Source organism: Marinomonas algarum (assembly GCF_020532605.1).
In the GTDB taxonomy this organism is placed as follows: domain Bacteria; phylum Pseudomonadota; class Gammaproteobacteria; order Pseudomonadales; family Marinomonadaceae; genus Marinomonas; species Marinomonas algarum.
Genome location: NZ_JAJATW010000001.1, coordinates 103,363 through 115,707 on the forward strand (window position 1 = coordinate 103,363; position 12,345 = coordinate 115,707).

Here is a 12,345-nt window from a genome sequence, read left to right on the forward strand (position 1 = left end):
CTCCATAGACGTGAGTCGTCTTTTCAATTCTTACTATTTTTATTTTTAACAACGCATACCGTGTTGCTGTAAAACAGATTAGGCAGAGGTCTCAAGTATTAAACTTCGTCAAAATCTAAAACCACCTGTTTCGACATTGGAAACGCCTGACAAGACAAGACATACCCCGCCTCTACTTCGTAATCTTCCAGACCAATACTAATGTCCATATCCACATCGCCTCCGATCACCTTGCATTTACAGGTCGAACACACACCGGCCTTACAGGAGAAAGGCAAATCCATTCCATGCTCATTGCCTGCATCGAGAAGATTCATTGAGTTCTGTTTGATGGAGAAGGTCTGGGATACGCCATCGCGAATGATGGTAATGTCCGACATATCCGCACTTTCAGCCGCTGCCGCACGAACTTCCTGTTTGCGCTTATCGCCTGCCGCAGCGAAAAGCTCAAAGTGAATGTCTTTCGCTGGCATACCGGATGCCGCTAACGTATCACGCACTGTTTCCGTCATTGTCTGAGGGCCACAAATAAAGGCCGCATCCAAATTTTTCACATCGACCCAACGCTCAAACAACTGTTGACACTTTTCTTGGTCAATATGGCCGTTGTACAGCTCAATGTCCTGCTGCTCTCGACTGAAGATAAAGATCAGATTAAAACGTCCCATGTAGGTATTTTTTAAATCGGTTAATTGTTCTCGAAACATGGTGCTTGACGTTGCACGATTACCAAAAATCAACGTGACATGACTATTAGGCTCGGCATCAAGGGTTGTTTTGGCGATCGATAAAATAGGCGTAATGCCACTGCCCGCGGCAACCAGTAGGTAGTTCTTCTCGTTCTGAGCATCCAGATCGGTGTAAAAATGACCAGAAGGTGGCATCACATCCAATACATCACCTGTGGCGATCTTTTCATTCGCGTAGGTAGAAAAAAGACCACCAGGCACGCGTTTTATTGCAACACGCAGTTCACCATCGTTTACACCACTACAAATCGAATAAGAACGACGGACTTCTTCGCCATCCAGTTCGGTACGTAAGGTCAGAAATTGTCCTTGCTTAAACTGATAGACAGTCTCTAATTCGCTGGGGACATCAAAAACCATTGAGACAGAGTCACGCGTCTCATGGCGCAACTCTCGAATGGTTAAAGGATGAAATTGATTCATAAATCTCTCCACTGCCACTTATCTTTTTTATTGGCAATTGCACACCGTCATAAACGGCGGCTGATGAATGTAATAACGCACAACCTAATCTGCTGGTATTACCGATTAATCAGATGCACTTAAAGTAATCAAAAGGCTCCAAGCAATCGCAGCAGCGATAGAGTGCTTTGCAGGCCGTTGAACCAAACTCACTCACCCGTTCGGTATGATCGCTATTGCAAATAGGACATAAAACCACCGGAGGCTCAGACGTTAGACTGCGCTTACTAGCACTCCCAGAGGGTGGCGATATGCCATAGGCACGTAATTTTTCTCGCCCCTCATCCGTAATCCAATCGGTTGTCCAAGCGGGATCAAGACGCTGAATCACTTCAGCCTGAACAAAGCCCGCCGCAATAAGCGCATCTCGAATCGCTTCTTCTATCGCTTCTGTTGCCGGACAACCCGAGTACGTTGGCGTTATGAGCACCCTGATGTGCCCATCTTGCCAACCGATGTCACGCACGATGCCTAAGTCAACGACACTCACAGCCGGAACCTCAGGATCCATCACATCCGCAAGCACTTGTCTTGCAAATGGAAGATCTTTATCAGTTTTGGGCGCTGACTCTTGATCCGTGGCAATTAGTCCTTCTAAGTTACCAGGACGCATTGGGGTGAGCCCTTTGCAGATACTGCATCTCCGCTAATAAAGCACCAAGACACTCAGAGTGAACCCCTTCACGGCTGTTTAAATAGAAAGGCTCTGCTGGCTTAGGCACCGTCAACGTTGAAGCAACAAACACGGCGTTTACTTTTGTTTGCCATTGCGCAGCAACGTCACGCACATCACCAATGACCTGAGAATCAATAAGGGCATTTTCTTGCTCGGTGAGCTGCAAAAAGTCATAAGTGAAACGCCATACATCATCAATCGCCTTGACCATACGCTGATGACTTTCCTCTGTTCCATCTCCGAGCCGCTTTATCCAATCAGACGAGCGACGCAAGTGATACGTCACCTCTTTAAGTGACTTGGTTGCAATGGCGGCCACACGGTCATCTTTTGATTCGCGCAACTTAGACAGCATATGGAACTGCCAAACATCGTATAAAAACTGTTTCAGCATGGTGACGGCAAAATCCCCATTTGGCTGCTCCACCATGAGTACATTGCGGTAGTTACGCTCATCGCGACGATACGCCAACGCATCCGCATCTGTGCCGTCGCCAATAAGCTCCGCCGCATAATCAAGCCAATTACGTGCCTGACCGACCAAATCCAAACCAACGTTCATTAAAGCCAGCTCTTCTTCAAGAGCAGGCGCTTTACCTGTCCATTCACATAGACGCTGAGCTTGAATCAGCGCACTGTCGCCCATGCGCAACACAAACTCCGTAAGATCATCGTACTTTTGCATAACCAACCTCACATATGTCCAACTTCTTCAGGTAACTCGTAAAAGCTAGCGTGGCGATATACTTTGTCCTCAGAAGGATCGAATAACGCTTCTTTTTCATCGCTTGCCGTAGCGGTAATCTGTGCCGAAGGCGTCACCCAAATGCTGACCCCTTCGTTACGGCGCGTGTAAAGTTCACGCGCGTTTTCAATTGCCATTTCTGCATCAGCAGCATGAACGCTGCCCACATGTTTGTGGTTAAGACCATGCTTACTGCGTATAAATACTTCAAACAATGTCCATTGAGACATAACGAATACCTTTTATTATTAAGCAACAGCTTTTTGTTTTTTTTCTGCATGTGCAACAGCGGCAGCACGAACCCATGCACCATTTTCGTGGGCATTTCGACGCGCGTTTAAGCGCTCGGTATTACAAGGACCATGACCTTGGATAACGCGATTAAACTCATCCCATTGGATTTCACCGAAATCATAATGGCCTGTCTCTTCATTCCATTTGAGATCTGGGTCTGGAACCGTACAACCGAGCACCTCAAGCTGAGGAATAGTTTGATCAATGAAACGTTGACGCAATTCATCGTTCGTATGACGCTTAATCTTCCACGCCATTGATTGAGCGCTGTTTGGTGAGTGCTCATCGCTTGGACCGAACATCATCAGTGCAGGCCACCAGAGGCGATTAATCGCATCTTGTACCATTTCCTGTTGGGCTTCTGTGCCATGACGCATCATGTGCAACAGAATTTCGTAACCTTGACGTTGGTGAAAACTTTCCTCTTTACAAACGCGAATCATTGCTCGGGCATAAGGGCCATAAGAGGTTCTCTGCAATGGAACCTGGTTAACAATGGCAGCACCATCGACCAACCAGCCAACAGCTCCCATATCGGCCCAATTCAGGGTAGGATAGTTAAAAATACTGGAGTATTTGGCACGACCCGTATGCAATTTATCGATCTCTTCATCACGATCTGCACCTAGCGTTTCCATCGCACTGTATAAATACAAACCATGACCGGCTTCATCCTGAATCTTTGCCATCAGTTGCAATTTACGTTTCAACGTAGGAGCACGCGTCACCCAGTTCCCTTCTGGCAACATGCCAACAATTTCAGAGTGTGCGTGTTGCGATATCTGACGAATCAAAGTTTTTCGATAGCTGTCAGGCATCCAGTTCTTAGCTTCTATTTTAATTTCGGCATCAATGCGCTCTTGAAAAGCGCGCTCCTCAGGGCCCATTTCGTCTAGGGTTTTGAGCTTTTTAGTTCCAGTTTCAACAAGTTGAGCATACATAGTAATGACCTCTAAAAATGAAAAAACAGTCTATAAAGTGAGACTACAAAATCAATAATGACACAGAATAATTATATTTCAATATTTTTTTGTATCATTTTAGTGTGTGTTTCATTTAATGCGCTAAAACGCACTAAAATGATGGGTTAATCAATACAGTTAAATAAAAGAGTGGTCTAGGGTGTGCCTCAGCGCTTATCAAACACGCGCTGCGCTTTCCCTTCAGACCTTGTGATCCCACCGGTTTCTCTGACCGAGACCGCAACAGAAATACCAATTGAGCTCTTAATGTGATGGCACAACTGCTTAACAAGGCCGTTAACCTCGTCATTTGTCATGGCAGTGTGTTCAGGGCGCAACTCGACATGCACTTCCATGCCGTCCATGTTGCCTTTTCTAAGAAGGTGAATTTCATAACTTTCAGAAAAATGTGGTATTTTGAGCACTTCTTCTTCAATTTGGGTGGGAAATACGTTTACCCCACGGATAATCATCATGTCGTCACTGCGACCTGTGATCTTATCGATACGTCTCATACGTCGTGCCGTACCGGGTAATAAACGTGTAAGGTCACGTGTCCGGTAACGAATCATTGGTAAGGCTTCTTTGCTTAAACTGGTGAAAACCAGCTCCCCCATTTCGCCATCCGGTAACACCTCTCCCGTGTTTGGGTCGATAATTTCAGGATAGAAATGATCTTCCCAAACCGTTGGTCCATCTTGCGTTTCGGCACATTCCATCGCAACCCCTGGCCCCATAATCTCAGAAAGACCATAGATATCCATGGCTCTCATCCCCATGCGCTCTTCTACTTTACGACGCAATTCATCGGTCCAAGGCTCAGCACCAAAAATACCCAGTCGAAGCTTAAGTTTGTGCGGGTCAACGCCTTGACGCTCCATCTCATCGGCAATGTTCAGCATATAAGAAGGCGTAACCATGATGATATCAGGCTGGAAATCCGTGATAAGACGTACCTGCTTCTCTGTTTGACCTCCTGACATAGGGATCACGGTACAACCTAGACGCTCTGCACCATAGTGAGCACCTAAACCACCGGTAAATAAACCATACCCATAGGCATTGTGAAGCTTATCACCGCGACGGCCACCCGCCGCACGGATAGATCGAGCCACAATGTTTGCCCAAGTGTCGATATCATTTTGCGTGTAGCCCACTACCGTTGGCTTCCCGGTTGTGCCGCTGGATGCATGCAAACGCACAACTTGATCAATGGGGGTCGCAAACATACCGTAGGGGTAATTGTCCCGCAGATCTGTCTTTGTGGTGAAAGGCAGTTTGGCAAGATCATCAAGAGAGTGAATATCATCAGGATGAATATTTAACTGATCAAAACGCGCCTTATACATAGGAACATTGTTATAAGCGTGTCTTACTGTCCACTTTAATCGCTCTAATTGATGCGCTCTTAGCTCATCAATACTGGCGGTTTCCATTGGATCAAGTTGGTCTGGATTAAACTGACTGCGAATATCCATTATAAAGCTCTCTCTATTTTTATTTTAAGCTAATTCATTATTTTTAAAGGCGATCTTGTTCTCGCCCTTTTTCGTTCAAACGTTTTTAATTCAGACGTTCAATGACCATAGCAATACCTTGGCCTACCCCAATACACATGGTGCATAACGCATAACGTTTGTTCTGACGCTCTAACTCATTGAGTGCTGTTGTCACTAAACGAGCACCACTCATACCCAGTGGATGACCCAGCGCAATCGCCCCACCGTTTGGGTTAACACGATTATCATCATCGTCTAGTCCCAGTTCGCGTAATACCGCTAAGCCTTGAGCCGCAAAGGCTTCATTGAGCTCAATCACGTCCATATCCGCAAGCGTTAAGCCAACTTGCGTCAGAACTTTTTTAGCCGCTGGCGCCGGTCCAATGCCCATGATCCGCGGAGCAACGCCTGCCGTTGCCATACCTAAAACTCGGCCGCGGGCCGTCAATCCGTATTGCTTCGCAGCCTGCTCACTGGCCAATAACACAGCGCAAGCACCGTCATTAACCCCTGATGCATTACCTGCTGTCACCGTACCTAGGCCATCTTTTCTGAAAGGTGTCGCTAATTTCTCTAACGCTGAAATTTTTGTATCGTTTCTTGGGTGCTCGTCTTGGCTTACGATTTTAGGGTCGCTTTTGCGTTGCGGAATGCTGACAGGAACAATTTCTTTATCAAAACGACCACTTTGTTGTGCTGCCGCTGTTTTCTGCTGACTGCGCAAGGCGAACAAATCTTGATCTTCCCTTGAAATTGAAAACTCTTCTGCAACATTCTCAGCGGTTTCTGGCATAGAATGTACACCATACTGGGACGACATAATGGCATTAACAAACCGCCAGCCAATCGTTGTATCGTACATTTCAGCCTGACGAGAAAAGGCACTGGTTGCTTTTGCCATCACAAATGGCGCTCGAGACATTGACTCCACGCCACCCGCAATCATTAACCCCGCTTCACCGGCTTTAATAGAACGCGCTGCCAAACCAATAGCGTCCATTCCCGAACCACACAGGCGGTTAATGGTTGAACCCGGCACGGTATCAGGTAAACCCGCTAGTAGAGCGGACATTCGAGCGATATTACGATTATCTTCCCCTGCCTGATTGGCACAGCCGTACAACACATCGTCCACCTCAGACCAATCAATACCTGCGTTGCGAGTCATTAAGGCTCGCATGGGAATAGCGCCAAGATCATCCGCACGCACTGAAGATAATGCGCCACCATAACGACCAATGGGGGTGCGAATTGCATCGATAATTAATGCGTCTGTCATTAGATTTCTCCTACTTACCCATCTTTGTCTTGTTATTGTTTTTCGTTACTTATCTGTACATCAGACGATGGCAAAATCTGACCTTTCACTTGATAAGATTTACCATGAAAAATGGCAATCAACTTTGCGTCTTGGTTATGAATCTCTACATCATAGTTGCCTGTTCGACCGCCACGACTTTTTTCAATACAACGCGCAGAGAGCACATCGCCTTCGAAAGCGGGTGCGATATAATCTATTGAACACCCCAGCGCAACGGTCGGTTTGTTGTAAGTATTACAAGCAAAAGCAAAAGCAGAATCCGCCAGAGTAAACATATAACCGCCATGACAGGTTTTATGACCTTGTAACATAAAATCTTTTACCGTCATGGTGATTAAAGAAACACCCACATCTGTCTCTAACAAAGACATACCCAAATGCTGTGTTGCCACATCACGTTGAAACAATTCATTAGCACAGGCTTTTGCTAAAGACTGTGGTGTTTCTCTTAAGGTTGAATCAGTCATAAAACCCTCTTTGTTCTAAAGAACGTTGCGTCATCAGCAACGATGGACGATAACGATCTTCCCCATAGGTACGTTGCAAGTGACCTAACACCGTTAAAACGTTAGCAACACCGAGCGTATCGGCCCACGCTAAAGGACCGCATGGATAGTTCACTCCGTAGGTCATAGCAATATCAATATCCTCAATACTGGCAACACCATTTAACGCAGCATCAGCGGCTTCATTCGCCAACATGGCAACGGTTCGCATGACAACGAGCCCTGGAGAATCTTTCACTTCAGATACGGCAATACCGCTTAATGCAAACACGTCGACAACCTGTTGAAAAACAGAATCTGGTGTGCCGTAAGAACGACTAAGTGCAATGTGTGTCGTTGCTTTATAGTCCAATGCGAGATCGATTAAAATCAGATGCTCAATGCCTTCTGCGTTGGCTCGCTCTGTTGCCATACGCCCATCGGTTAACATCAATCTGGCCTCACCAATGCAAATGGCAGACACGCTTGATTGACCCTCATCCTCGGTAACAATAAATTGATCGTCTAAATGACTGAGTAATCGCTCGCACAAGGGCTGCAATTGCGCCAATTCACCTGAGGCTGAACAAAGAGGATAAGAAGGAGTTGATGAAGGCGGACGAATACTGGCACTCGGTTTATCAGCATCGTCATGGTAAGAATAAAACCCCTGACCGGTTTTTCGCCCTAATAATCCCGCATCGACCAGTTCTTTTTGTACCAAAGAAGGTTGAAAACGGAAGTCTCCATAATAAGCATCAAAGACGGAACAGGTAACCGCGTAATTCACATCGTGCCCGATAAGGTCTGTTAACTCGAATGCCCCCATGCGGAAGCCACCGGAATGACGCATTAATGCATCTAATGTCGCGCAATCCGCTACGCCTTCTTGCTTCAATCGTAAGCTTTCAGCATAAAAAGGGCGTGCCACACGATTGACAATAAAGCCCGGAGTCGATGCTGCGTAAACGGGTTTCTTACCCCATGCAAGTACCGTTTCATACAGGCTGTTAGCCACGGCTTTGGACGTCACCAATCCAGACACAATTTCAACTAACTTCATAATAGGAGCAGGGTTAAAAAAATGCACACCAACAAAACGCTCTGGATGAGCCATTCCTGCCGCCAGCCGTGTAATAGACAATGACGACGTATTACTGGCCAAAACACACTCTGGGGAACAAATGGCTTCTAATGAGGCAAACACAGACTGTTTCACATCGATGTTTTCAACAATCGCTTCAATCACTAAACCCGCAGAGGAAAAGTCTTCTAACGTCTGTGCAACGTGTAAGTTTGCTAGCGTCTTTTCAGCGTCTTGTGTCGATATTTTTTTTCGTTCTACTAGGCGATAAAGTTGCTTTGATGTCAGCTCAATGGCCGTTTTCGCCGCCCCTTCTCGATTATCGTACAATTTAACAATATGACCGGCTTTCGCTGCCACCTGCGCAATACCGGCTCCCATCGCACCAGCACCAATGACGCCAACCTGAGTGGATATATGTAACGCTGTCATGATTATTTTCCCTTAAAGTCCGGTGAGCGCTTTTCCATAAAGGCGGCAACACCTTCACGATAATCTTTGGTTTGACCCGCTAAACGCTGCAGATCACGCTCAAGCTCAAGATGCGCATGTAAACCATGATCAAAGGACTGATTGAGTGCGCGCTTAATATAAGCAAGCCCTTGTGTGGGCTGCGCAGCCAGTCTTTTAGCCAGTGTCAATGCTTCTTCTCTCAAGGTGTCATCTTCGGTGACACGATTAATGAGCCCCATTGCCAAAGCCGATTCTGCATCCACAGAGTCCCCCAGCAGTGCCAGCTCTTTCGCCTTTGCCATACCCACAAGACGAGGTAAAAACCAGGTTCCGCCAGAATCAGGTACTAAGCCAATTTTACAAAATGCTTGAATAAATTTAGCGGAGCGTGACGCTAAAATAAGATCACACGCTAAGGGAATGTTTGCCCCAGCGCCGGCAGCAACACCGTTAACAGCACAAATCACTGGCATTGGAAGGTCTTGAATGGACTTGATCAAAGGGTTGTAAAATCGCTCGATAGACAAACCTAAATCCGGAGACTCAGCGTTGGGGTCGACGTTACGGTCCGATAAATCCTGTCCAGCACAGAAACCGCGACCTTCACCTGTGATAACCAACGCCCTGACTTGTTTATCCTTGCGAATAAGTTTGAACGCCTCTCGCACCTCTAAATGCATCGACTCATTGAAACTATTGAGTGATTTGGGACGATTCAGACTCAGTAACGCCACGCCAGATTCGACCGAATACAAAATATGTTCGAACGCCATGAAAACACACTCCTGAAATGAATAGGTGTAGTTTGTGTAGATGTGATTAAAAAGAATTAACGACCGGTAAAATGGGCTTTACGCTTTTCTAGAAAAGCGGCAATGCCTTCATTTCGATCTTGTGTGCCTGCCAACACAGTAAAGGCATGACGCTCAAACCTAAGCCCTGTGGCCAGATCCGTATCCATACCTTTTAAAATAGACTCTTTGGCGAGACGAACCGCCAACGGACTCTTTTTGGCGATGTCAGTAGCGATCTCGATCGCACGGTGAAGGGTAAGTTCAGGCTGTGTTATTTCACTGATCAAGCCTGCTTGTTGAGCTTGTTCAGCGCTAATGGGCTGACCTGATAGCACCATTTGCATCGCAAGGGATTTGCCAACGGCATGAACCAGTCTTTGCGTACCTCCTGCCCCTGGCATAATGCCAAGATTGATTTCTGGCTGACCAAATTTAGCATCGCGACCTGCAATTAACACATCAGCATGCATGGCCAACTCACAGCCACCACCAAGGCAATAGCCATTAACCGCGGCAATTAAAGGTTTACTGAATTGGGAAATTCGCTGCCAGCTTTGTTGACGAGGATCATTAAGAATACCAACCAAGTCTCTTTCAGCCATTTCTTTAATGTCGGCGCCAGCTGCAAACGCTTTTTTAGAACCTGTCAGCACCACAACGTTCACATCACTATCTGATTGCGCGACGGAAAGGGCCGATGCAAGCTCATCTAGCAGTTGAGTAGTGAGCGCATTGAGTGCTTCAGGGCGATTAAGTTGAATGACCTGAACACCATCAGAAGACGGCTGCACACACAACATGTCATATGAAGAATTCATCATTTCATTAGACTCTCTATTCTTGTTTTTATCGTGTTTGTTTTTCATGAATACTTATGATTCACAGAATCTAAATTAAAGATGCCTGAGATAAAGATACAAAACAAGAGTTTTTTTCTATTTTTTTGTATCACTTTATATCAAATAACCGAGAATAAAAATCAAGTCATTGGGTGCTCTTGAGCAGGTAAATCATGGAAAAGTACTGTTATATGGTTATCGCGCCGCTATTTTGCAAAGTAAAATCAACAATAGCCCTTTGTTTTAGATACAAAAAAAAGATACTATAAGCCTATATAAGAACCTTTCTTATTTCGCTTAAAGTGTCTTTCGCTTAGTGCGTCGATGCTGTTACACCCTTGAGTGAAGAAGGTTAAAACCTCCGTACAACCGTAGGTGGGTTCACAAAGCATCCACTTTTATCTTCAAAAGAGTCGTTACTATGCCATGTTATAAAATAGACGGCGTTACGCCTGTCGTTCACCCAACCGCTTACGTTCATCCTACCGCTGTGCTTATTGGTGATGTGATTATCAAAGAGCGTTGTTATGTCGGTCCCAATGCCTGCTTACGAGGAGATTTTGGACGCATTACCATGGAAGAGGAGTCTAACCTTCAAGACAATTGTGTTGTGCACGGCTTTGCTGACAGTCATACCATCATTGGAAAACACGGTCATATTGGACACGGCGCTATTTTGCACGGCTGTGTGATTGGCAGAGATTCACTGGTTGGCATGAATGCCGTGGTTATGGACAACGCAGTGATTGGCGAGGAATCTATTGTAGCGGCAGCTGCATTTGTGAAAAGTAAGTTTGTTTGTGATACCCGCTCTTTATTAATGGGCAGCCCTGCCAAAGTGCTTCGACAAGTATCGGATGAAGAATTGGCTTGGAAGCAAGTGGGTACGAGTGAGTACATTGCCTTGACGGACCGATGCTTAACATCGATGGTAGAATGCTCCCCCCTAAATGTGGAAGAGCAAAATAGACCGCGTTTAAAAACAGGTCAGCATAAAACAAAGTCGTAACACACTGATTTATTAATTTTTTAAACCGAGCCTAACCCTCCATGCATGAATTAAAAACACTCGACACACTCATCGAACGTTTTCGCAGTCAGAAACCTATTCGAGCTTCTTCTTTGATCATTACCTTATATGGCGATACGATAGAACCGCATGGGGGCACAGTTTGGCTAGGCAGTTTAATTAACGCACTGGAACCTATAGGCATTAATGAACGGTTGATGAGAACGTCTATTTTTAGACTATCGCAAGATGGATGGATAAACAGTGAAAAAGTAGGACGACGTAGCTACTACGGTCTAACCCACCAAGGTCTACGTAAATTTGAAAAGGCTTTCCAGCGGATTTACAGTACAAATCGATCCACTTGGGACAGTTCTTGGCACCTAATAATGACCAGTTTACTCAGTCCAGAAGAGCGCAAGCTGTTGGCTGATGAATTGAAATGGCAAGGCTTCGCCGCTCTCTCAACACAGCTCTTTGCAAGCCCTTGTGCAGAAAAATACGCCATAAAAGACACCTTGAGACTATTAAAACTAGAAGATAAGGTCGTTGTGTTTGAATCTTCCGCAGATAACCAATTCAGCAATAAACCCATACGACAACTGGTAAAAGAGTGCTGGGAAATGGATGCGTTAGCTGAGCAATATAGAGAGTTTATTACCCTATTTCACCCTGTCTGGCTTGAGCTTTCAGATAAAAAGAGGCTAGATCCAAAGTCTTGCTTTTTAACACGCACATTACTGATTCATGAGTATCGAAAATTACAATTAAGAGACCCACAGCTACCTGACGAACTTTTGCCGCTTGATTGGGAAGGTAAGTCTGCTCGTCAATTGTGCCGCAATATTTACCGCAAAATCACCTCAGCGGCCGAAAATTGGATAGAACACAATATGGAGTCGGCAGTTGGCCCTCTACCCAGTGCAAACGACGCGTTCAATCAGCGTTTTGGCGGTCTTAAATAATAACGTGT

Annotated in this window: 13 protein-coding genes; 2 read left to right on the forward strand and 11 right to left on the reverse strand. The window is 45.7% G+C overall.

Features of this window, described 5'->3' with window-relative positions; all coding sequences use genetic code 11:
- Positions 1–98: 98 nt before the first annotated feature.
- The 11 genes from paaE to paaF all read right to left on the reverse strand — a co-directional run bounded on the left by paaE (position 99) and on the right by paaF (position 10,342).
- Entirely contained in the window at positions 99–1,172 is a 1,074-nt protein-coding gene (paaE, locus tag LG368_RS00505; RefSeq protein ID WP_226752777.1) for a 1,2-phenylacetyl-CoA epoxidase subunit PaaE, read from the reverse strand.
- A gap of 109 nt (positions 1,173–1,281) precedes the next feature.
- Entirely contained in the window at positions 1,282–1,824 is a 543-nt protein-coding gene (gene paaD, locus LG368_RS00510; protein WP_226752778.1) for a 1,2-phenylacetyl-CoA epoxidase subunit PaaD, read from the reverse strand.
- Positions 1,811–2,572 (reverse strand): 1,2-phenylacetyl-CoA epoxidase subunit PaaC, encoded by a 762-nt coding sequence (gene paaC / locus LG368_RS00515; protein WP_226752779.1) that lies wholly within the window; start codon positions 2,570–2,572, stop codon positions 1,811–1,813. Before paaC ends, paaD begins: the two co-directional genes overlap by 14 nt.
- Before the next feature lie 8 nt (positions 2,573–2,580).
- Entirely contained in the window at positions 2,581–2,862 is a 282-nt protein-coding gene (paaB, locus tag LG368_RS00520; RefSeq protein WP_226752780.1) for a 1,2-phenylacetyl-CoA epoxidase subunit PaaB, read from the reverse strand.
- An 18-nt stretch (positions 2,863–2,880) separates the two neighbouring features.
- A complete protein-coding gene (gene paaA, locus LG368_RS00525; protein WP_226752781.1) occupies positions 2,881–3,867 on the reverse strand; it encodes a 1,2-phenylacetyl-CoA epoxidase subunit PaaA in 987 nt (328 codons plus the stop codon).
- 188 nt (positions 3,868–4,055) lie between these two features.
- Complete coding sequence (paaK, locus tag LG368_RS00530; RefSeq protein ID WP_226752782.1) at positions 4,056–5,366, reverse strand: phenylacetate--CoA ligase PaaK; 1,311 nt, start codon at positions 5,364–5,366, stop codon at positions 4,056–4,058.
- Between the two features lie 85 nt (positions 5,367–5,451).
- Positions 5,452–6,666, reverse strand: a complete 1,215-nt coding sequence (pcaF, locus tag LG368_RS00535; protein ID WP_226752783.1) for a 3-oxoadipyl-CoA thiolase — start codon at positions 6,664–6,666, stop codon at positions 5,452–5,454.
- Between the two features lie 32 nt (positions 6,667–6,698).
- Positions 6,699–7,175, reverse strand: a complete 477-nt coding sequence (gene paaI / locus LG368_RS00540; protein WP_226752784.1) for a hydroxyphenylacetyl-CoA thioesterase PaaI — start codon at positions 7,173–7,175, stop codon at positions 6,699–6,701.
- Positions 7,168–8,709, reverse strand: a complete 1,542-nt coding sequence (gene paaH, locus LG368_RS00545; protein ID WP_226752785.1) for a 3-hydroxyacyl-CoA dehydrogenase PaaH — start codon at positions 8,707–8,709, stop codon at positions 7,168–7,170. The genes paaI and paaH overlap by 8 nt, the downstream gene beginning before the upstream one ends.
- 2 nt (positions 8,710–8,711) lie before the next feature.
- On the reverse strand, positions 8,712–9,503 hold the full coding sequence (gene paaG / locus LG368_RS00550) for a 2-(1,2-epoxy-1,2-dihydrophenyl)acetyl-CoA isomerase PaaG (RefSeq protein ID WP_226752786.1): 792 nt from the start codon (positions 9,501–9,503) through the stop codon (positions 8,712–8,714).
- A 56-nt stretch (positions 9,504–9,559) separates the two neighbouring features.
- Positions 9,560–10,342 carry a 2,3-dehydroadipyl-CoA hydratase PaaF gene (paaF, locus tag LG368_RS00555; protein ID WP_226753016.1) on the reverse strand — a complete coding sequence of 261 codons (783 nt, stop codon included), beginning with the start codon at positions 10,340–10,342 and terminating at the stop codon, positions 9,560–9,562.
- 442 nt (positions 10,343–10,784) lie between these two features.
- Between paaF and LG368_RS00560 the strand changes: the two genes are divergently transcribed.
- Both LG368_RS00560 and paaX read left to right on the forward strand, forming a co-directional pair.
- Positions 10,785–11,372, forward strand: coding sequence for a phenylacetic acid degradation protein PaaY (locus LG368_RS00560; RefSeq protein ID WP_226752787.1), 588 nt, complete (start codon positions 10,785–10,787; stop codon positions 11,370–11,372).
- A gap of 41 nt (positions 11,373–11,413) precedes the next feature.
- Positions 11,414–12,337 carry a phenylacetic acid degradation operon negative regulatory protein PaaX gene (paaX, locus tag LG368_RS00565; RefSeq protein ID WP_226752788.1) on the forward strand — a complete coding sequence of 308 codons (924 nt, stop codon included), beginning with the start codon at positions 11,414–11,416 and terminating at the stop codon, positions 12,335–12,337.
- Positions 12,338–12,345: the final 8 nt, after the last annotated feature.

Coding starts and splice junctions, on each gene's coding strand:
- paaG (WP_226752786.1), bottom strand. CDS start 9,503: ATGGCGTTCGAACATATTTTGTATTCGGTCGAATCTGGCGTGGCGTTA.
- paaB (WP_226752780.1), bottom strand. CDS start 2,862: ATGTCTCAATGGACATTGTTTGAAGTATTTATACGCAGTAAGCATGGT.
- paaX (WP_226752788.1), top strand. CDS start 11,414: ATGCATGAATTAAAAACACTCGACACACTCATCGAACGTTTTCGCAGT.
- paaC (WP_226752779.1), bottom strand. CDS start 2,572: ATGCAAAAGTACGATGATCTTACGGAGTTTGTGTTGCGCATGGGCGAC.
- paaK (WP_226752782.1), bottom strand. CDS start 5,366: ATGGATATTCGCAGTCAGTTTAATCCAGACCAACTTGATCCAATGGAA.
- LG368_RS00560 (WP_226752787.1), top strand. CDS start 10,785: ATGCCATGTTATAAAATAGACGGCGTTACGCCTGTCGTTCACCCAACC.
- paaA (WP_226752781.1), bottom strand. CDS start 3,867: ATGTATGCTCAACTTGTTGAAACTGGAACTAAAAAGCTCAAAACCCTA.
- paaI (WP_226752784.1), bottom strand. CDS start 7,175: ATGACTGATTCAACCTTAAGAGAAACACCACAGTCTTTAGCAAAAGCC.
- pcaF (WP_226752783.1), bottom strand. CDS start 6,666: ATGACAGACGCATTAATTATCGATGCAATTCGCACCCCCATTGGTCGT.
- paaF (WP_226753016.1), bottom strand. CDS start 10,342: ATGAATTCTTCATATGACATGTTGTGTGTGCAGCCGTCTTCTGATGGT.
- paaE (WP_226752777.1), bottom strand. CDS start 1,172: ATGAATCAATTTCATCCTTTAACCATTCGAGAGTTGCGCCATGAGACG.
- paaH (WP_226752785.1), bottom strand. CDS start 8,709: ATGACAGCGTTACATATATCCACTCAGGTTGGCGTCATTGGTGCTGGT.
- paaD (WP_226752778.1), bottom strand. CDS start 1,824: ATGCGTCCTGGTAACTTAGAAGGACTAATTGCCACGGATCAAGAGTCA.